This is a genomic window from Nitratireductor aquibiodomus NL21 = JCM 21793 (assembly GCF_000615975.1).
Classification (GTDB): domain Bacteria; phylum Pseudomonadota; class Alphaproteobacteria; order Rhizobiales; family Rhizobiaceae; genus Nitratireductor; species Nitratireductor aquibiodomus.
In genome coordinates, this window is record NZ_BAMP01000035.1 from 19,944 (window position 1) to 39,750 (window position 19,807).

General features: G+C 60.2%; 14 protein-coding genes and 3 pseudogenes. 10 read left to right on the forward strand and 7 right to left on the reverse strand.

Annotation, left to right across the window (positions count from 1 at the left end; genetic code table 11):
- Positions 1-43: 43 nt before the first annotated feature.
- On the reverse strand, positions 44-3,541 hold the full coding sequence (locus JCM21793_RS11555) for an indolepyruvate ferredoxin oxidoreductase family protein (RefSeq protein ID WP_280113514.1): 3,498 nt from the start codon (positions 3,539-3,541) through the stop codon (positions 44-46).
- A 429-nt stretch (positions 3,542-3,970) separates the two neighbouring features.
- Between JCM21793_RS11555 and JCM21793_RS11560 the strand changes: the two genes are divergently transcribed.
- On the forward strand, positions 3,971-4,543 hold the full coding sequence (locus tag JCM21793_RS11560) for a TRAP transporter small permease subunit (RefSeq protein ID WP_025030471.1): 573 nt from the start codon (positions 3,971-3,973) through the stop codon (positions 4,541-4,543).
- The gene (locus tag JCM21793_RS11565; protein ID WP_025030472.1) at positions 4,543-5,934 is read left to right on the forward strand and encodes a TRAP transporter large permease; all 1,392 of its coding nucleotides are present in this window, start codon (positions 4,543-4,545) and stop codon (positions 5,932-5,934) included. The genes JCM21793_RS11560 and JCM21793_RS11565 overlap by 1 nt, the downstream gene beginning before the upstream one ends.
- A gap of 79 nt (positions 5,935-6,013) precedes the next feature.
- Here the strand turns inward: JCM21793_RS11565 and JCM21793_RS11570 are convergent, their stop codons facing one another.
- Positions 6,014-7,108, reverse strand: coding sequence for a TRAP transporter substrate-binding protein (locus JCM21793_RS11570; protein ID WP_007008847.1), 1,095 nt, complete (start codon positions 7,106-7,108; stop codon positions 6,014-6,016).
- A gap of 346 nt (positions 7,109-7,454) precedes the next feature.
- On the opposite strand from JCM21793_RS11570, the gene JCM21793_RS11575 reads away from it, so the two are divergent.
- Positions 7,455-8,063: a TRAP transporter small permease subunit gene (locus tag JCM21793_RS11575; protein ID WP_007008848.1), complete on the forward strand. Its 609-nt coding sequence runs from the start codon at positions 7,455-7,457 to the stop codon at positions 8,061-8,063.
- A gap of 49 nt (positions 8,064-8,112) precedes the next feature.
- A pseudogene (locus JCM21793_RS25480) lies at positions 8,113-9,889 on the forward strand (TRAP transporter large permease).
- 90 nt (positions 9,890-9,979) lie between these two features.
- Here the strand turns inward: JCM21793_RS25480 and JCM21793_RS11585 are convergent.
- Positions 9,980-11,086: a TRAP transporter substrate-binding protein gene (locus tag JCM21793_RS11585; protein ID WP_025030473.1), complete on the reverse strand. Its 1,107-nt coding sequence runs from the start codon at positions 11,084-11,086 to the stop codon at positions 9,980-9,982.
- 269 nt (positions 11,087-11,355) lie between these two features.
- Here JCM21793_RS11585 and JCM21793_RS25485 point away from each other — a divergent pair.
- Positions 11,356-12,128: pseudogene (locus tag JCM21793_RS25485) on the forward strand (gamma-glutamyl-gamma-aminobutyrate hydrolase family protein).
- Here the strand turns inward: JCM21793_RS25485 and JCM21793_RS28235 are convergent.
- From JCM21793_RS28235 to JCM21793_RS11610, 4 genes are all read right to left on the reverse strand, one after another.
- Entirely contained in the window at positions 12,129-12,530 is a 402-nt protein-coding gene (locus JCM21793_RS28235; protein WP_025030474.1) for a hypothetical protein, read from the reverse strand. It lies immediately after the preceding pseudogene.
- Between the two features lie 133 nt (positions 12,531-12,663).
- Positions 12,664-13,617, reverse strand: a complete 954-nt coding sequence (locus tag JCM21793_RS11600) for a 2-hydroxyacid dehydrogenase (protein ID WP_051556171.1) — start codon at positions 13,615-13,617, stop codon at positions 12,664-12,666.
- An 84-nt stretch (positions 13,618-13,701) separates the two neighbouring features.
- Positions 13,702-14,721: a LacI family DNA-binding transcriptional regulator gene (locus JCM21793_RS11605; protein ID WP_025030476.1), complete on the reverse strand. Its 1,020-nt coding sequence runs from the start codon at positions 14,719-14,721 to the stop codon at positions 13,702-13,704.
- A gap of 241 nt (positions 14,722-14,962) precedes the next feature.
- On the reverse strand, positions 14,963-15,439 hold the full coding sequence (locus tag JCM21793_RS11610) for a MarR family winged helix-turn-helix transcriptional regulator (RefSeq protein WP_007008854.1): 477 nt from the start codon (positions 15,437-15,439) through the stop codon (positions 14,963-14,965).
- A gap of 172 nt (positions 15,440-15,611) precedes the next feature.
- Here JCM21793_RS11610 and JCM21793_RS11615 point away from each other — a divergent pair, with 172 nt between their 5' ends.
- The 5 genes and pseudogenes from JCM21793_RS11615 to JCM21793_RS11635 all read left to right on the forward strand — a co-directional run bounded on the left by JCM21793_RS11615 (position 15,612) and on the right by JCM21793_RS11635 (position 19,683).
- On the forward strand, positions 15,612-16,376 hold the full coding sequence (locus JCM21793_RS11615; protein WP_025030477.1) for a creatininase family protein: 765 nt from the start codon (positions 15,612-15,614) through the stop codon (positions 16,374-16,376).
- Between the two features lie 63 nt (positions 16,377-16,439).
- Positions 16,440-17,539: pseudogene (locus JCM21793_RS25495) on the forward strand (CobW family GTP-binding protein).
- A 3-nt stretch (positions 17,540-17,542) separates the two neighbouring features.
- Positions 17,543-18,517, forward strand: a complete 975-nt coding sequence (locus JCM21793_RS11625; protein ID WP_025030478.1) for a WD40 repeat domain-containing protein — start codon at positions 17,543-17,545, stop codon at positions 18,515-18,517.
- A gap of 89 nt (positions 18,518-18,606) precedes the next feature.
- Positions 18,607-19,257, forward strand: coding sequence for a sigma factor (locus JCM21793_RS11630; RefSeq protein ID WP_025030479.1), 651 nt, complete (start codon positions 18,607-18,609; stop codon positions 19,255-19,257).
- Between the two features lie 36 nt (positions 19,258-19,293).
- Positions 19,294-19,683: a VOC family protein gene (locus JCM21793_RS11635; RefSeq protein ID WP_025030480.1), complete on the forward strand. Its 390-nt coding sequence runs from the start codon at positions 19,294-19,296 to the stop codon at positions 19,681-19,683.
- The last annotated feature ends 124 nt before the right edge of the window (positions 19,684-19,807 follow it).

Below are 19,807 nucleotides of genomic sequence, written 5' to 3' on the forward strand. Positions count from 1 at the left end.
AGGTTTAGTGAAGTTTTCTCGCCTCTGCCCTAAAGAAAGCCGGCTACTCCGCCGCTTTCAGAACAGGACCCGCCCTGTCTCCGTCTTCCAGACGCCGGACAAGCCTCGCCCGCTCCTGCGCCGCTTTCTCAGCATTGGCTTCCTTGATGTGACCATAGCCGCGAATGAGCGCCGGCACCGATGCCAGTGCCGCCGCAGCATCCGCCCGTTCAGGAGAAAGCAGCGCCTCGATGCGATCGAGATCACCTTCATATTCGGTGAGCAGGCGCCGTTCCATCCGGCGTTCTTCGGTGCGGCCGAAAAGGTCGAAAACCGTGCCCCGCAGGCCACGCATGCGCGCAAGCAGGCGAAAGGCCGACATCATCCAGGGACCAAAGCTCGACTTTCGCGGATGCCCGGCGGCGTCACGGCGACCGAGAACCGGCGGCGCAAGATGAAACTCAAGGCGATCAAAGCTCTCGAATTCAGCGTTAAGCTGGCGCCTGAAGGAGCCGTCCGTGTAGAGACGCGCCACTTCGTATTCGTCTTTTATGGCCATGAGCTTGAAAAGATTGCGTGCTGCAGCTTCCGTCACCGTGGTGGAACCCGGCACAGCTTTTTCTTCTTTGGCACGCAAACGGGCGATGCGGCTGCGATAGCGCTCCGCATAAGCCTGGTTCTGGTAGCCAGCCAGGAACGTCGCACGCCGGTCGATGACCTCATCGAGCGTCTGCGATACGGGCTGCCGGACATCGCCATTTGAGGATTTTGCGACCAGCCGGCTCACAAAATCGGGGTCATGCGCCGCGCGGCGTCCCCAGCGGAACGCCGAAACGTTCATGGACACCGCCTGGCCATTGAGCCCAATCGCCTTTTCGATGGCTTCAGCCGAAACCGGCAGCCCGCCGAGCTGATAGGCCATGCCAAGCATGAGCATGTTTGCGCCAACGGAATTGCCGAAGAGGACGCTCGCGGTTCGTGTTGCGTCGAAGAAATGCGCCCTGTCTTCGCCGACGGCCGCGCGGATTGCCTTTCTCAGGCGCTCTGTGGGAAGCGAGAAATCGGCTGAGCGGGCGAAATCTCCCGGCATCACTTCCGCGGTGTTGGCCATGAACAGGGTATGCCCTTCACGGGCGGCTGCGAGAACCTTCTTCGCGCCGGAAACCACCAGGTCGCAGCCAAGAACGAGATCGGCCTCGCCGGCGGACACGCGGATCGCGTGAATGTCTTCCGGCGTCCCGGCGACACGCAGATGGGTGAAAACCGCTCCGCCCTTCTGCGCCAGCCCCGCCATGTCGATGATGCCTGCGCCCTTGCCTTCCAGATGCGCAGCCATGCCGACGATCGCACCAATGGTGACAACGCCGGTGCCGCCTATCCCGTCCACCACCGCCGACCAGCCTCGCGCGAGATCGTAAAGTTTCGGCTCGGGAACGCCTTCCAGCGGATCGTTGGCGCCCGTCGCGCCTTTCGCCTTCTTCAGCTTGGCACCGTGCACCGTCACAAAGGACGGGCAAAACCCGTTCACGCAGGAAAAATCCTTGTTGCAGCTGGACTGGTCGATGCGGCGCTTGCGACCGAATTCGGTCTCCTGCGGCTGGACCGAAACGCAGTTCGACTTGACCCCGCAGTCTCCACAGCCTTCGCACACGAGTTCGTTGATGAAGACGCGTTTGTCCGGATCGGGGAACGTCCCGCGTTTGCGCCGGCGGCGTTTCTCGGCTGCACAGGTCTGATCATAGAGCAGGACTGAAACGCCCTTTACCTCGCGCAGCTCGCGCTGCACCTGATCGAGATCGTCACGGTGGTTGATCGTCGTGCCCTGCGGGAAGTTGACAGCGCCGGCATATTTTTCCGGCTCGTCGCTCACGACCGCGATGCGCTGCACGCCTTCCGCACGCACCTGATCAGCGATCATGTCAACGGTGAGGTCACCTTCATGCGGCTGGCCGCCCGTCATGGCGACCGCGTCATTGTAGAGAATTTTGTAGGTGATGTTTGCGCCCGAAGCGCGCGCAAAGCGGATCGCCATGGAACCGGAATGATTGTAGGTGCCATCGCCGAGATTCTGGAAGAAATGCTCCCGGCTTGAAAACGGTGCCTGGCCGATAAACTGCGCGCCCTCGCCGCCCATGGCCGTGAAGCCGACATTGGACCGGTCCATCCAGGTGGCCATGAAATGGCAGCCAATGCCGCCACCTGCGATCGAGCCCTCGGGAACATTGGTCGAGGTATTGTGGGGGCAGCCCGAGCAGAAATAGGGCGTGCGACCTGACACGTCCTGCGTATCCGCAAGCATTGCCTGAAACTGGCGCAGCCGCGACACATGGGCCGCGATCTCTTCCGACGGGCCGATGATCCGCAGGATCCGCTCGCCGATGGCGATGGCGATCTCATTGGGATCGAGCGCTGCCGTGGGCGCAAAAAGGCGCCCGCCCTTCTCATCCACCTTGCCGATGATTTCCGGCTGATTGGCCGTACCGTAAAGGTTCTCGCGCAACTGCACTTCGATCAGCGAACGCTTTTCCTCGACCACGATCACCATGTCGAGGCCGCGCGCGAATTCGCGCATATGCTCCACGTCGAAAGGCCAGGGACAGGCCACCTTGAAGAGGCGAATGCCAAGCTGGTTCGCCCGCGCTTCGTCGATCCCCAGATCGTCCAGCGCCTGCCGCGTGTCGAGATAACTCTTGCCAAGCGTGACAATGCCGATCTTCGCCTTCGAACCGCCGGAATAGATGATGCGGTTGAGATTGTTTGCCTGGACGAACGCAGCGGCGGCGGCGCGCTTGAAGTCGTAGAGCCGCGCTTCCTGCCCGAGCATGTTGATCTCGTTGCGGATGTTCAGACCACCGGGCGGCATCTCGAATTCGGGAGTGACGATGTTCAGCCGCTCAAGCGACACATCCACGGCGGCTGTCGATTCAATGTTGTCCTTGACGCATTTGATGGCCGTCCAGGTGCCGGCAAAACGGGACAATGCATAGCCATAAAGACCGTAGTCTATGAGTTCCTGAACGCCGGCCGGGTTCAGGATCGGGATCATCGCGTCAACAAAAGCGAATTCGCTAGCATTGGCGACTGTTGAGGATTCGGCTGTGTGGTCATCGCCCATGAGCGCGAGCACACCGCCATGTTTCGAAGAGCCCGCATGGTTGGCGTGGCGAAAAACATCGCCGGAGCGGTCTACGCCCGGGCCTTTGCCGTACCAGACGCCGAACACCCCGTCATACTTGCCTTCACCCAGAATCTCGGTCTGCTGCGAGCCCCAGCAGGCGGTTGCCGCCAGTTCCTCATTCAGGCCGGGCTGGAAGATCACATTGGATGCTTGGAGCTGCTTTTTCGCTTTCCAGAGCTGCTGATCGAGCCCGCCAATGGGCGACCCGCGATAGCCGGAAACGAAACCGGCGGTGTTCAGCCCCGCACGTCGATCACGCTCACGCTGCATCAGAAGCATCCGGACGATCGCCTGCGCGCCGGACACGAAGATGCGCTCTTTCGTTAAATCGAACTTGTCATTAAGCGTGACGTCGTGAAGCGTCATATATGCATTCCTCCTCAGCGGATCACGGTTGGAAACGTTTCCGCAAGGGTAGTTTTCTATTCGCCCGGCATCCCGTCAAACGAATTTGCGGGCTCCACAACAATGCGCAACGCCAACACAAACACGGCATTTCCGGGGACATTTTATTAGCCGGGCCGCATGAACGGCGCACGAATCTGACCGGAGTATACCTGCCTGCTCCCCGAACGCAGCAGCCAGTCCGGCATATTCACTTCATAATTTAGGTTCGAAAGGCAAAAAGGCGACTTTTCCCGCACGGTTACTTTTTCGCCAGAAACAAAGCTGCTAATCAGGCGCTGCCTGGTTAACAGGTTGAAGGGCAGGACAGGAAACAACTTCCGCCCGCATCGGGGAAATGCAAGAGGGCCTCATGGCACACCATCACGCGCCGCTCGCCGTGCGCGCCAACGGCGGAGGTAACTGACCGTGCGCGCAATCGCTTTTCTGGTCCGCATAATCAGCGGCCTGAATGCCCTTGTCGGCAATGTCTTTTCGTGGCTGTCACTGGCCATCGTCCTTGTGTGCTTCACCGTCGTGGTACAGCGCTACGTCTTCTCGACGAGCTTTGTGTGGATGCAGGACCTCTATATCTGGCTGAACGGAGCGATGTTCACCGCCGTCGCCGGCTTTGCCCTTCTTCGAAACGACCATGTGCGGGTCGACATTTTCTATCGGCCGGCGAGCACGCGGCGCAAGGCAATCGTGGATCTGGCTGGCGTGGTCCTGTTCCTGATGCCGTTTTCCTGGGTCGTTTTCTATTACGGGTGGAGCTTCGTCAGCCGCTCCTGGCGGCTGGGGGAAGCATCGGCCAATGTCGGGGGCATGCCGGGGCTCTTCATCCTCAAGGGTTTCATCCTCGGCTTTGCCGCGCTGCTCGCCCTGCAGGGCATCGCCATGGCGCTGCGCTCGATCCTTGTCCTCAGCGGCAATGAAGCCCTGCTGCCAGCGAAACTGAGATACGAAACCAATGACGAAGAGCAGCCGGAGGCGAGCGTTTGATGGATCCGGTTCTGATTGGCGAGCTCCTCTCGGGGCTCATGTTCTTCGGCATTATCGGCTTTCTTCTTCTGGGCTTCCCCGTTGCTTTCACGCTGGCCGGCGTGTCCCTCATGTTCGGTCTCGGCGGCATGTGGTTCGGCGTGTTCGACCCGTCGAATTTCGGCAGCCTGGCAAACCGTTATATCGGCTACATGACCAATGAAGTGCTGGTGGCTGTCCCGCTCTTCATCTTCATGGGCGTGATGCTGGAACGCTCCAAGATCGCCGAGCAACTGCTTCTCACCATGGGCAAGCTGTTCGGCAATCTGCGCGGCGGGCTTGGCATGTCGGTCATCATCGTCGGCGCGCTTCTGGCAGCATCCACCGGCGTGGTGGGTGCCACCGTCGTGACCATGGGCCTGATCTCGCTGCCGGCAATGCTGCGTGCGAACTACGATCCGAAGCTTGCGACCGGCGTCATCTGCGCTTCCGGTACGCTTGGACAGATCATCCCGCCCTCCACGGTTCTCATCTTCATGGGTGACATGCTTTCGGGCATCAACGCGCAGGTGCAAATGGCGAAGGGCAATTTCGCCCCGGTTCCCGTATCGGTGGGCGACCTCTTCGCCGGCGCACTTCTTCCCGGTGTGCTGCTGGTCGGGCTCTATCTCGGATGGACACTTCTCAAGGCCATCTTCGACCCTGCCTCCTGCCCGGCCACGCCGGTTCCGCCCGAAGAGAAGAAGGAGTTGATGGGCGAGGTCGCCGTCGCGCTCTTACCCCCGCTCCTGCTGATCATGGCCGTTCTGGGTTCCATCCTCGGCGGCATCGCAACGCCGACGGAAGCCGCCTCCGTGGGCGCCGTCGGCGCCATGGTGCTTGCCGCCTTCCGCTGGCGGCTTTCCTTTGCCGTTCTGCGCGAAACGGCTATCGCCACCGCCTCCATCACCTGCATGGTGTTCATCATCCTGTTCGGCGCTTCGGTCTTCTCCATCGTCTTCCGTCTCATGGGCGGCGACAATCTGGTGCATGAGTTCCTCGCCAACCTGCCCGGCGGCACGCTGGCGGCCGTGGCCGTGGTCATGCTGATCATGTTCCTGCTGGGTTTCATCCTCGACACGTTCGAGATCATCTTCATCGTGATCCCGATCACCGCACCGATCCTGCTGGCCCTCGATGTGGACCCGGTCTGGCTCGGCGTTCTGGTCGGTGTGAACCTGCAGACAAGCTTCCTAACGCCGCCTTTCGGCTTCGCGCTGTTTTATCTGCGCGGGGTCGCACCGGGTTCCGTGAAGACGTCGATGATCTATAAGGGAGTGCTGCCCTTCGTGCTGTTGCAGCTCCTGGCCATCGCGATCATGTTCATGTTCCCTGAAATCGCCACCTGGTTGCCCAGGGCGATCTACAGTTGAGACCAGAACACCAATAACGAACCAGACAACAAAAAAAGCCCGGCGCGATGCCGGGCTTTTTCGTCAAATCTGAACCTTGTCAGATCGAGAAGTATTTCTTGCGGGCTTCGACGAAAGCACCGTCAGTGCCTTCCGTACGGGTGCGCAGAATGTTGAGCGACTCGATGAAGCTCTCGGTCGTCTTCTTCGTCAGCGCATCGCCGGAATCACGCAGCTCGCCGAGAATCTCAGCCGCTGCCTTCGCACCTGCCTCAACGATATCGTCGGGGAACTGGCGCACATTGACGCCGTGCTCGTCGACCAGTGTCTTCAGAGCACGCGGATCATTGGCGTAGAAGTCCGAAGCCACCTGATCATATTCCGCCTGGCAGACATCCTTGACGATCGCCTGCAGGTCGGAGGGCAGCTCCTGATACTTGGACTTGTTGACCACCAGCTCGGTTGCCAGACCCGGTTCCACAAAGCTCGGGAAGTAGTAATTCTTGGCAACCTGGTAGAAACCGAGCGCCAGATCGTTGTAGGGGCCGACGAACTCGGCCGCATCGAGCGTGCCCGACTGTAGCGCCTGGAAGATTTCGCCGGCAGCCATATTGGTCACCGTCGCGCCAAGCTTCTCCCATACCCGGCCGCCGAGGCCCGGCGTGCGGAAGCGCAGACCTTTTACGGAATCGAGACCCGTCAGCTCCTCACGGAACCAGCCGCCGGCCTGAGTGCCCGTATCGCCGGACAGGAAGCCCTGAACGCCGAACTGGTCGTAGATCTCGTCCCAGATCTCCTGCCCGCCCATATAGCGGACCCATGCCGCCATTTCACGCGAGGTCATGCCGTAGGGCACACCGGTAAAGAAGGACAGGGCCGGGCTCTTGTTCTGCCAGTAATAAGCCGCACCATGGCTCATCTCGGCCGAACCGTCGATCACGGCATCAAGCGACTGCAGCGGCGGAACGAGTTCACCCGCCGAATAAACCTGCACGGTCAGCCGACCGTCCGAAGCTGCCGTGATGCGATCTGCAAGCCGCTGGGCGCCGACACCCAGGCCCGGAAAATTCTTCGGCCACGTGGTGACCATGCGCCAGGTCTGGTTGCCCTGCGCGATCGCAGGCGTGGCTAACGCAGCAGCGCTCGCCCCGGCACCGGCCAGTCCCGCTTTCCTGAGGAAAGAACGACGATCCATGAATACCTCCCAAAAGAACATCAAGCGAAAAAAAGGGCCGCAGAACGGCCTCTTCGACTTTTCTAAAGCGCCGGCAACATCCTTTCCGGCGCAGCGGAAACTTATCAATACACGCACAAACACAACTGTCCAGACCACGACATGCAGGGGGTAACGATTTGGGGCCTGTGTCCGAGCTGGCCGCTTTTTCACCCTGTTGCGACTTCCTGACTTCCCATAGTGCCGTGCCTGCGTCTTCAATGTCGACTTTTGGCTCACTTGAAGGCAGGCTGCAGATGCAGGACAAAGCATAAGGCCCGAGAATCACAAAAACGATCCGGGGGGAACACATTGCTGGGAGGAAAGCATGGCGGGGCTTCTTGGCCTTTCGCGCCTGATTGACGCTATTAATCAATTCATCGGAAAGCAGGTTTCATGGCTGATCCTGGTTGCGGTGCTTGTGTCTGCTTACAATGCCATCATCCGCTTTCTGGGAGACGGCCTGCCCGCCTACCTGCCGATACCGAGAGCCTCCAACAGCCTGCTCGAACTGCAATGGTACCTCTACGGCACCGTGTTCCTGCTGGCCTCCGCCTATACGCTGCAGCGCAATGAGCACATCCGCATCGACATCGTTTCGAGCCTGTTCACGAAGCGGACCCGGGACTGGATCGACCTTTTCTGCCACGTCTTCTTCCTGCTTCCATTCGTATCGCTGATCGTGTGGCTGAGCTGGCCCTGGTTCCAGCGCTCCTTCATCTCGGGCGAGATTTCCGCCAATGCGAGCGGCCTGATCATCTGGCCCGCCAAATTCATGGTCCTTGCCGGCTTCATCCTTTTGACGGCGCAGGCCGTCTCCGAGATCGTCAAGCGATACGCGGTCCTGCGCGGTCTGATCGACGAACCGAACCCGCAGCATGAAATGCATCCGGCCGCAGAAGCCGCCATTGAGATGGAGGAGAAGCGCGATGATTGACCTGATCGCGCACAATCTCGCGCCCATCATGTTCGTCACCGTCATGGCGATGCTGCTGATCGGCTATCCGGTTGCCTTCACACTGGCTGCCGGCGGCCTCCTCTTCTTCGTGATCGGCGTTGAACTCTCACATATCTCCAGTGAAATCCGTCTTTTCTGGCCGCTCCTGCAGTCGCATCCCGAACGCATCTACGGGATCATGTACAACGACACGCTGCTCGCCATTCCGTTTTTCACCTTCATGGGCTGATCCTGGAGCGATCCCGGATGGCGGAAGACCTGCTTGACACGATCGGCCAGCTCTTCGGGCCGGTGCGTGGCGGGCTTGCCTATGCGGCAGTGCTGGTGGGCGCCCTCCTCGCAGCCACGACAGGAGTTGTCGCCGCCTCGGTGATCGCGATGGGGCTCATCTCGCTGCCGATCATGATGCGGTACAATTACAATCGCGGCTTTGCCACCGGCACCATCGCCGCGTCCGGCACGCTAGCGCAGATCGTCCCCCCGTCGCTCGTCCTGATCGTGATGGCCGATCAGCTCGGCCGTTCTGTGGGAGACATGTATGTGGGCGCGCTTCTGCCGGCCCTTGTCATCATCAGCGCCTACTGCCTGCTTGTCTTTGCCGTCACCATCATCAAACCGCACTGGGCTCCGGCCCTGCCGCCGGAAACACGCACGCTCGGCGGTGGCGTGACCTCTCTGGTCCTCCTGCTGGTTGCGTCAGTCGGCATCTATCTGGCCACATATCACACCGTTTTCGCCGAGATGCGCAGCGAGGTCAGACTGGTCTGGGCGGCCACGACGGCAACAGTCTTCGCTCTCGCCCTCAGCCTTGCCAATCGCCATCTGAAACTGAACATTCTTTCGCGGCTCGCCGAGCAGGTGGTGATCGTGCTGATCCCGCCCCTGGCGCTGATCTTTCTCGTCCTTGGAACCATCTTTCTCGGCATCGCCACACCAACCGAAGGCGGCGCCATGGGAGCGACCGGCGCACTCGTGCTGGCCCTGGTCAAACGCAGGCTATCCTTCTCGGTCCTCAAACAGGCGCTGGACGCCACGACGAAACTTGCCGCCTTCGTGATGTTCATCCTGATTGGCGCGCGTGTCTTCGGCCTGACCTTCTACGGGATCAACGGCAATGTCTGGATCGAGGAGCTTCTTCTGGCGCTGCCTGGTGGCGAAATCGGCTTCCTGCTCACCGTCACCGTCATCGTCTTCATTCTCGCTGTTTTCTCGACTTCTTCGAGATCGCCTTCATCATGGTCCCGCTCCTGGTGCCCGCCGCCGAGACGCTCGGCATCGACCTGATCTGGTTCGGCGTCATTCTTGGCATCAATTTGCAGACATCGTTCCTGACCCCGCCCTTCGGCTTCTCGCTGTTCTATCTGAGATCGATCGCGCCGATGAAGGAGTGGAAAGACAAAGTTTCCGGACGCATCCTGCCCGCCGTCAAGACGACGGAGATCTACAAGGGCGCCATCCCCTTCATCATCATCCAGTTTCTAATGATCATACTGGTGATTGCGTTTCCCGGCCTTGTCACGCATTACAAGCAGGAGAACACCGTCAACCCGAACGAGGTTGAGATCACCATTCCCACCTTCGGTGGCGGCAGCGACGGAGGACCCGCATTCGGTCTGCCGGGCGGACTGAGCGGCTCACCGTTCGGTTCACCACCCACAGGCGACGGAAACGGGCAACAGAACAACGGATTGCAGCTGCCAGGCATCGGTGGCCTGCCACCGCTGGCACGCAGCCCGGTGACGCAAGTGACGCCCCGGGCGAGACGCCACAGGAGCAGCCGGCAGCCCCGGCTGGCCCGGATCTGAGCCAGCCGCCGAGTTTTGACTGACACGGCAGGGCCGCAAAAGAAAACCCCGGAGCGGCACTCCGGGGTTTTCTGCGGTTTCATGGACAGATCAGAGTTTACCAGCGCGCTGCTGGATCATCATGAATGTGTCAAACGTATACTCGGACAATTGCGCCCAGAGATACGCGTCCTTCTTGAAGGCCAGCTGATTGTCGTAGATCTTCTTGAAGGTGGGATTTGACGCGTTGATCTCGTCATAGGTTTCCATCGCAGCGTTGTAGCACGCCTCGAGGATTTCCTGACTGAACGGGCGGAGCTGCGCACCGTCCGCCACCAACTGGCGCAAAGCCGCCGGGTTCTTGTAATCGTAGCTCGCCATCATGTCGGCATTGGCTGCACGACAGGCCGCATCGAGAACCGACTGATAGGCTGCAGGCAGTTCATCCCACTTTGCCTTGTTGAACATGGCGTTCAGGACCGGACCGCCTTCCCACCATCCGGGATAATAGTAGTACTGGGCGACCTTGTTGAAGCCGAGTTTCTGGTCGTCATAGGGACCGACCCACTCGGTCGCGTCGATCGTGCCTTTCTCGAGCGCGGGGTAGATGTCGCCACCGGCGATCTGCTGGGGAACCACACCGAGCTTCTCGATGATCTTGCCGCCCATACCGCCAATGCGCATCTTGAGGCCCTTGAGATCCTCAACGGTGTTGATCTCCTTTCGGAACCAGCCGCCCATCTGCGCACCGGTATTGCCGCACGGAAGAGTGTGGAGCCCTTCAGTGTGGTAGAACTCGTTCAACAGCTCATTACCGCCGCCATAGTAAAGCCAGGCGTTCTGCTGGCGATAGTTGAGCCCGAACGGGATGGCTGTGCCCAGCGCGTAGGTCGCGTCCTTGCCCCAATAATAGTATGACGCCGTATGCGCCATTTCGACGGTGCCGGCAGCCGCCGCATCCGCCGCCTGAAGGCCGGGCACGATCTCGCCGGCTGCGAAGACCTGAATCTCGAAATTGCCGTCCGTTGCGCCTTTCACGAATTCGGCCATCGTTTCGGCTGCGCCATAGATCGTGTCCAGCGCCTTCGGGAACGAAGACGTGCAGCGCCATGTGATCTTTGGCATTGACTGGGCTATGGCGGGTGAGGCCAGCGCCGACGCAGCGACAACGCCCGTTCCTGCCATGCCTGCCTTCTTGAAGAAGGTTCTGCGGTCCATATGTTCTCCTCCCATTCTGGAACCGTCTGCCGAAATGCCTTTGGCACCCGGCTTCATGCCGGCTTCGCCGCCCCCACGCTGTTTGCTTTTATCGGGCACCGAAAACCACCGGTATCAATGCATGCATGGCGGCCCAAGTCCAGCGCGCGACCCCTGTTCTGCGACCAATGTCGAAGGCCCAACGAAATCCCGAAACTGCCCATTGGAAAGGCGCGCGGAATCTCTACATTCCCATCTCTGAGAGCGATCGCCAGAAAACGGATTTTCGAATGCGCACCCCACTGATAGCCGTCTCGACGGATGCAAAGGATTTCGAGAACTACACTTGGCATGCCACACCACAGCCCTATCTCGACGCGGCTGTCTCCACCGCCGGCTTGCTGCCGGTGCTGCTTCCCTCCCTCGGCGACAGGCTCGATCTGGACAGCCTGCTGGATACCGTAGACGGTGTGCTCGTGACGGGATCAAAGTCAAACGTCTATCCTGAACTCTACGGTGGGGAAGCCAGCGAAGAGAACGGTCCCTACGACCATGCCCGCGACGCCACCACCCTCCCCCTCATCCGCAAGGCCATCGAGAAGGGTGTGCCGCTGCTGGCCATCTGCCGCGGGATACAGGAACTGAATGTGGCGCTCGGCGGAACGCTCGCAACGGAGATTCACGAACGCGAAGGGGCTTTCGATCATCGCGGACCGCAGGATGCCGGTCACGACACCCGTTTCGCCATCCGCCAGACGGTGAAGGTGGCGCCCGGCGGATGCCTCGCACGCATATTCGAGACGTCGGAAGTCCGTGTGAACTCAGTCCACAGACAGGGCGTGGATAGGCCCGCTCCGCGTCTTCAGGTCGAGGCAGTGGCAGACGATGGCACAGTGGAGGCTGTCTCCGTTAAGGGGGCGCCGGGCTTCGCTGTCGGTGTTCAGTGGCACCCCGAATACTGGGCGCACAGGGACGATTCCTCGGCACGGATCTTCAGGCGTTCGGCGAAGCCGCCCGCCGGCACGCCGCAGCCCGCGAGAGAGCGGGCATAGCGGCTAAGTGATCAGTTTTCCCGATACAGGCTGAGCAGGGGCGTTCGCGGGCGCAGCGATTCATAGGCTGCGCCATCGCCCGGGTAAAACTCCACCAGCGCCTCGCCTGCCGCCGAGACGAAGACAACCGTCCCGTCAGGCCGCTCCTCCCAGATGCGGGCGTCGGCAAGACGCGGCAGTATCCGAGCACAGCTTCGGTCGAGATCAAGCTGCGTGCTCCCCTCTCCCGGCGCATGGCGCACACGGCAGACCTCGTTGACACCGATACCCGTCAATATGAACTCGGAAGTGGCTGCAGGGCCAGCCTCCTCTGGTTCCGGACCCGGGGCGTTACCCGTCGTCCCCTGATCGGAAAAATAGCCGAACGAGCCCACCAGCGCCAAGACCAGCGCCCCTGACACAACCAGTTTCATGAATTAGGAGCTCCATCGTCATCGGGATATCGTCCCGGGAGCTTCCATTTTTCTGGTTAATCGATTGCTAACGACTACAACTTTAAGGCGTCCTGCACCCAGCCGCATTCAGGAACCGTGCGGCCTTTCAGTATCAACCGACAGACTGTGAAACGCTCCGGCGCTTCACATGGCCGGTCTCAGGAACAGGTGTGATTGCGCGGTCCTGTGTGAACCAGGTGACAAGATTGTCGACCACCAGATCCGCCATAGCCTGGCGTGTCGCAACCGAGGCCGATCCCACGTGTGGCAGAAGCGATGCGTTCTCCAGCGCAATCAATGCCTCCGGCACATGCGGCTCGTTCTCGAACACGTCCAGTCCCGCCGCGAAGATCGTGCCACTCTGCAACGCCTGAATCAGCGCAGTCTCGTCTACCGTGCTGCCACGGCCGATATTGACGAAGACACCGTTTGCGCCAAGTGCCTCAAACACATCGGCATTGACGGCCCTGTGTGTTTCCGGCCCCCCGGGGGCGACACAGATCAGGGTATCGACGGCTGCAGCAAGTCCCGAAAGCGTATCGTGATAGACATACGGCACGTCATCGAGCTTCCGGCGATTGTGATAGGCGATCGGCAGACCAAAGGCGGCAAGCCGCCGCGCGATGGCGCGGCCGATGCGCCCCATGCCGAAAATGCCAACTATCCGCCCGCGCAGCGAACCACGCGAAAAACGATAGGCCCCATCGCGCGCCCAGCGCCCCTCACGCAGCCATGTCTCCGCACGCGGCAGTTCGCGCAGCGTGTTGAGAAGCAGGCCCACCGCCGTGTCGGCGACCTCTTCCGTAAGAACGTCGGGCGTGTTGGTGACCATAACATCGCGGCGACCGGCATGCGCGGCATCCACCGCGTCATAGCCGACACCAAAATTTGCGATGATCTCCAGATGGGGCAATGCGTCTATAAACGCTGCATCAACCACCGTCATGGCCGCCATGCCGCGTACTCTTGCGGCCATCTCTTCCGTTACAAGAGCCGGATCTGCCTTGTCGAGCGTCACGAGCTCGAAACACCCGGCGATGCGCTCCCTCGCATGTGGATGCAGCATGCCCGGAACCAGGACGGCGATGTCTCGTGTTTCAGCCAAATCATTCCTCCCGATCAGATAAGCCGGCAAATTTATTGCAACAGATCAGCGCTCGACGGGCTTGCCCGTCGACTGGCGCACGTGAAGCTCCGGTTTAATAAGCTCCTGAGCCGGGTTCACCTCAGCCCCGTTCAATCTGTCGAGCAGAACGCGCGCTGCCCGACGCCCCACATCCCGCTGTCCGTTCCAGACGGTGGTCAGTGCGGGCGTGGCAATTGCCGCCTCTTCAAGGTCATCGTAGCCGGTTACAGAAATGTCGACGCCGGGCACCAGTCCGGCACGGGCAATGCCGTTCATGAGACCGATGGCCACGAGATCGTTCCAGCAGACCGCCGCTGTGGGCTTGTCCTTGAGTGCGAGAAACGCTCCCGCTATCTCGAAGCCGGCCTGCTTGGTGCGTGGCCCCGGAAACCGCCACTGCGGCTTGATCTCCAGCCCCGCCTTGCCCATCGCATCCACGTAGCCCTGATACCGGTCGCGGCCGGTCGATGTCTGGTCAGTGCCTCCGATCATGGCAATGCGCGTGTGTCCAAGCGAGATCAAGTGATTGGTCGCAAGCCCGGTGCCATAGGCATCGTCGCCACGAAACACCGGTACCCGCGCACCTTCGACGGATCGGGCGATTAACACTGTCGGCAAACCGTTTTCCTCCACAAGGCGAATATCCTGTGGCGGCGTACCGATAGCCGGCGACATGATGACCCCGTCGGCCCCCAGTTGCAAAAGCGTGTCGATGAACGTGCGCTGCTTTTCCAGCTGGTCGTAATGGTTGGATAGGAGAAAGGTCTGCCGCGACCGATCAAGTTCGGTCTCGATCGAGCGGAGAATCTCGGCAAAGAAGGGGTTCATGATGTCATGAACCACGACCCCGATAATGCCGGATCGGGAGGTCCGCAGGCTCGCTGCGCGACGGTTGTAGATATAACCGATTTCGCGCGCATGCTCCTTGATCCGCTGACGCGTTGCATCAGCGACCAGCGGACTGTCACGCAACGCCAGAGAAACAGTAGCCGTTGAGACGCCGAGCGCCTCGGCGATGGTCGAAAGCTTGATCTTCTGCGCCAGCCTGAATTCCCCCAACGTGCCGATGGCCTTCACCACCGGGCGCAACGCGATCCATGATCGCTCCGTCTGCTCGTGCTGCGACGGGCCCGCAGTCGCACCCAGCTAAACTGTTTAAAGACCTGCTTACGCCACGGACGGCCAAAAGGTCAATCAGGATACGCGGCAGCAACGTCGCCTTTCAGCGAAATCGGCTCGGTTCTGCAGGAAACAGGCTGGACGATCAGATGCTGGGACTAAACACCTAGGCTTCAACCTCGATGCCATCTTCATCATCGACATCGTCAAAACTGGTGCCGTTCAGATTCGCTTCGACTTTGAAGAGAAGGCGCGTCAAGACCTTCTGCTCTTTCTTGTCGAACCCTTTAAGCGCAATTTTTTCGGTCTTACGCACCGACTTCTCAATGGACCGGATGGCCTGCTCTCCCTCTTCGGTTAAGAAAACATACGCGCGGCGTCCGTCTTCCTCCGATAATCGCTTTTCAAGAAAGCCCTGATTCGTCAGTCGGTTGATGGTTTTGGTAATTGTCGGCGGTCGCACACCTAAAAGAGTGGCAAGCTGGCTGGGCGTCTGCCCGTTCTCCACCGATAACGCCAGCATTAACTTGTCTTGCCCCGCATATAGCCCATGCTCCAGAAGCCGCTCGGCCAGAGCGGTACGTGAAAGCCGAGCGGCCGACTGTAGCAAACCAATTGTCGCGCCCTTTACAGCTTTGGCCATAAAAACTCCCCTTTAGACATCCTCAACGATAAGATAGAACGCCCCTTGAACAAAATAGCTCTAACGAATCCCATTGCAACCATAGATTGCTCTTGCCCAGACAAATAATTATGCTCTACTTTCGTATAAAAGTTTTGCCCGGCAATTGTCTTGATACATCGCGAGGCATGCTGTGAACACACAAGAAAATAAACCTACGCCGGCAAAGAAAATTGCGATTCTGCCAATAGGAGCCACTGAACAGCACGGCCCTCATCTGCCCCCAGAGACTGACTGGATCATTGCGCAAGGCATTGTAGAGGCAGTCAAAAGGGAACTTCCAGAAAATCTCGATACTGTTTTTCTTCCAGTCGAGAAGATTGGCTACTCAATCGAGCATTCAGATTCTTCTCAAACGCAATCCATGACATTCGAAGAGGCCGCCAATCGGTGGATCGGCATCGGGGAGGCCCAGTTCAGGGCCGGTCTGCGCAAACTCGTCATTCTCAACGCCCATGGTGGCAACTCACCATTGCTCACCATTGTAACGACTGAACTGCGCGTGCGATTCGGCATGTTGGCCGCTGCCACGAGCTGGACGCGCTTTGGTTATCCGCCGGATATCGTCTCCGAGGAAGAACGCGCTTTGGGTATCCATGGCGGATTTATCGAAACCTCCGTCATGCTGGCTCTGCGCCCCGACATGGTCGACATGCGAAAGGCAGCAGACTTCAAATCCGCCCAGGCCGACTTTTGCCGGGATTTCACACATTTGCGCGCTTATGGTCCTCATGCTTTCGGCTGGATGATGCGCGACCTCGCCCGCGAGGGTGTCACCGGCAACGCTGCCGGGGCGAGCGCAGAAGCAGGAAAACGCATCATCGCCCACAGCGTGACCGGCTTCCTGGATCTGCTCCACGATGTCGACCGGTTCGACCTGTCCCACTTCGAACACTGACCGTGCAATCGCCCGGACGCCGTCTTATATAGTCGAGAAACAATTCCAGTTTTGCGAGAAATCATGTCCGACGTTCAGACCGAGACGCCCAGCGAAACCATCCCGACACAGATCCCTGTCACTGTACTGACTGGCTATCTGGGTTCAGGCAAGACGACACTCCTCAACCGCATCCTCACCGAGGATCACGGCAAGCGCTATGCGGTGATCGTCAACGAGTTCGGCGAGATCGGCATCGACAACGACTGATCGTCGAATCCGACGAGGAAATCTATGAGATGAACAATGGCTGCGTGTGCTGCACGGTGCGCGGCGATCTGGTGCGCGTGGTCGAGGGACTGACACGGCGCACCGGCCGGTTCGACGCCATCGTGGTGGAAACCACGGGACTGGCGGATCCCGCGCCCGTGGCGCAGACCTTTTTCATGGACGACGATGTGCGCGCCAAAACCCGGCTCGACGCGGTGGTGGCGCTGGTCGACGCCAAGCACCTGCCGCTGCGCCTGAAGGATTCCAACGAGGCGGAAGACCAGATCGCTTTCGCCGATGTCGTGATCGTCAACAAGACCGACCTCGTGACGCCTGAGGAACTGGCAACTGTCGAGGCGACGATCCGGGCGATCAACCCGATGGCCCGCATCCACCGCGCAGAGCGCGCCGGCGTTGCGCTGAACGATGTGCTCGACCGTGGCGCCTTCGACCTGAAGCGTGTGCTCGACAACGACCCGCACTTCCTCGAGCACGGCCACCCGGACCATGTGTGCGGCCCCGACTGCGAACATGACCACCATCATCACGATCATGAGCATGGGCATGACCACGATCACGGACACCACCATCACCATGGCGCGGCGTCTCCCATCCACGATGCGGGCGTGAAGTCGCTCTCCCTGCGCGCCGGCGAAATGGATCCCAAGAAGTTCCTTCCCTGGCTGGAGAAGACCACGCAGATCGACGGACCGAACATTCTGCGCCTCAAGGGCATCATCGCGTTTGCCGACGATCCCGACCGTTTCGTGGTTCAGGGGGTTCACATGATCGTCGAGGGCGACCATCAGCGCCCATGGCGGGACGATGAAAAGCGCGAGACGCGCCTCGTCTTCATCGGCCGCGATCTGGACACCGAGCGCCTGCAACGCACCTTCGAAGCCTGCCTGGCCTGACGCATGCCCACCATTGCTCCGCTCGACCTCGACAGCCATTGCATTGCCATAGCCTGGCTTGACGACAGTCCGCATTTCGCGCTCGCCGATGGCGTGGTGCATCGTCTCGACAATGGCCACAAATGGGCAGAGGTTCACGACGGGCTTCTGGCCGCCTGCCCCGATGCAGACCATGCGCGTCTCATCACCGGCGGTGAGGATGGCCGCGTGACGGCGCTTTCGGCAGACGGCAAAGTGGAAATGCTGGCCGAGATCGGCCGCAAATGGGTGACCAGCATTGCCGCCGGCCCGCAGGGCGCGGTCGGCTTTGCTGTCGGGCGCAGCGCCTATGTGCTCTTTGCCGATGGCAAACAGCGCGAATTCCAGCACCCGCGCTCGGTGGAAGGCATCGCCTTCGCACCAAAGGGGATGCGGCTTGCGGTCGCCCGTTACAATGGCGCGACGCTGCATTTTCCCGCAACCGACGGCAAACCGACGGAACTGGAATGGGCCGGCGCGCACACGGGCATCACCTTCTCGCCGGATGGAAAATTCCTCGTTACCACCATGCAGGAAAATGCCCTGCATGGCTGGAAACTGGCCGATGGCAAGCATATGCGCATGGCCGGCTATCCGGGAAAGGTGAAGTGTTTTTCGTGGAGCGCGAAGGGCAAGTGGCTCGCCACTTCCGGCGCACCGGGCGCAATCGTCTGGCCATTTCAGGCCAAGGACGGCCCCATGGGCAAAGCCCCGCTGGAGCTTGGAACACGCGGCGACACGATGGTGACGCAGGTCTGTTGTCACCCCACCGAAGAGATTGCCGCCATCGGCTATGGCGATGGCATGATCCTGGCCGCGCGCTTTGCCGACCAGAAGGAGATTCTTCTGCGCAGATCGGGCAAGGGTGCGATCACCGCCATGGCATGGGACAATGAAGGCCGCCGCCTCGCCTTTGGTTCCGAGACCGGTGAAAGCGGCGTGGTGGATATCGCCGGTTGAATTTCACGCCCCCGTGCCTCAGTCTTCGCTTGCAGCGCGCGCCGCGTCCTGTAGCTTCCTCACCTGACTGGAAGCATGGGGAGCGAGCGGTGGATAACAGGCGCACAGCGCAGGAGATGCCTGCCCGGCTTGAACTCACCCCCGCGACCTATCGCCATCTTCTGAAAACGGCGCACCGCCACGCATCGCACCAGATCGAAGCGGAAGACCTGCTGCATGAAACGCTGATCGCCGCACTGACTGCCGGCAACCGCCCATGTGTGGAGAACCGCGCCTGGCTTCAGGGCGTCATGCGGAACGTGGCGGCGACGAAACGGCGCTCCGCCTACCGCCGATCACGGCGCGAGAACGCCACCCTGGTTATCGAGCCCGCGGACGACAGCGAAGTTCCAACGGAATTCCTCTCAAGCCTGCCACGAAGCCAGAGAATCGTCGCACTTCTCGCTCTCGGCGGCCATACGCGCAATGAAATCCGCCACCTTCTGCGCATTTCCGATGCGAGCCTGCGCCAGCGGATTGCCGGCCTGCGCTGGCGTTGGCGCGATGCCGCTCCCAATGCCGAAACCCTTCCCGGGAAGCTTCTGGCGGGCACGCTCGCCTTCGGCAGGATCCGGCAGAACCTTCTTCCGCTGACCGGGCGCAACACGGCATTCCTGGCAAGCCACGATCCGGACGGACACCTCTTTGCGGTAAGTTTTTTTCATCTCAAAGCTCACAAACTGGGTGCTTGCGGCAATTAAGAAGCAGAACCAACCTTGTAACATCAGGAGACAGACATGCTTTCCAACGTCCGCATCGGCAACATCTGCTACTACGTCAACGACATTGACCGCACCGAGACGTTTTACCGCGATGTGATCGGGCTGAATGTCCAGAGGATGGAAGGAGACGAGGAGACGGGCGACTGGCTGCTGGCCAGCATCGAGAACAATATCGAACTCATCTTCTTCAAGATGGAGTCGCGTCCCGGGAACACGCCCATTGTGGTGTTCGACCTCTCCGAGGGCGGCATCGATACCGTCGTGGAGGGTCTTGCGGAGAAAGGCGCAACGATCGTGACGCCTGTCAGCCATGCTCCGGGCGGCTGGTCTGCCGAATTTGCCGACCCGGACGGCCATGTCCTGTCCGTCTACCAGTCGGAAGAGCGCCCGCGTAGAAGCGCATAGGGTCAGGACCCACCAATATGGCGGCAATGGTCGGCCTGATTTGTGCGGATACGCGAAGCACGGCCGCAGGAAGACTTCACGTCTTTCAAGGACTTGCGACAAAGTAGCCCGTGCAAATCAGGCC

Excerpts from the sequence above, each read along its gene's own strand:
- JCM21793_RS11565 (WP_025030472.1), top strand. The coding sequence starts at position 4,543 with ATGGATCCGGTTCTGATTGGCGAGCTCCTCTCGGGGCTCATGTTCTTC.
- JCM21793_RS11570 (WP_007008847.1), bottom strand. The coding sequence starts at position 7,108 with ATGGATCGTCGTTCTTTCCTCAGGAAAGCGGGACTGGCCGGTGCCGGG.
- JCM21793_RS11575 (WP_007008848.1), top strand. The coding sequence starts at position 7,455 with ATGGCGGGGCTTCTTGGCCTTTCGCGCCTGATTGACGCTATTAATCAA.
- JCM21793_RS11585 (WP_025030473.1), bottom strand. The coding sequence starts at position 11,086 with ATGGACCGCAGAACCTTCTTCAAGAAGGCAGGCATGGCAGGAACGGGC.
- JCM21793_RS28235 (WP_025030474.1), bottom strand. The coding sequence starts at position 12,530 with ATGAAACTGGTTGTGTCAGGGGCGCTGGTCTTGGCGCTGGTGGGCTCG.
- JCM21793_RS11600 (WP_051556171.1), bottom strand. The coding sequence starts at position 13,617 with ATGCTGCATCCACATGCGAGGGAGCGCATCGCCGGGTGTTTCGAGCTC.
- JCM21793_RS11610 (WP_007008854.1), bottom strand. The coding sequence starts at position 15,439 with ATGGCCAAAGCTGTAAAGGGCGCGACAATTGGTTTGCTACAGTCGGCC.
- JCM21793_RS11625 (WP_025030478.1), top strand. The coding sequence starts at position 17,543 with ATGCCCACCATTGCTCCGCTCGACCTCGACAGCCATTGCATTGCCATA.
- JCM21793_RS11635 (WP_025030480.1), top strand. The coding sequence starts at position 19,294 with ATGCTTTCCAACGTCCGCATCGGCAACATCTGCTACTACGTCAACGAC.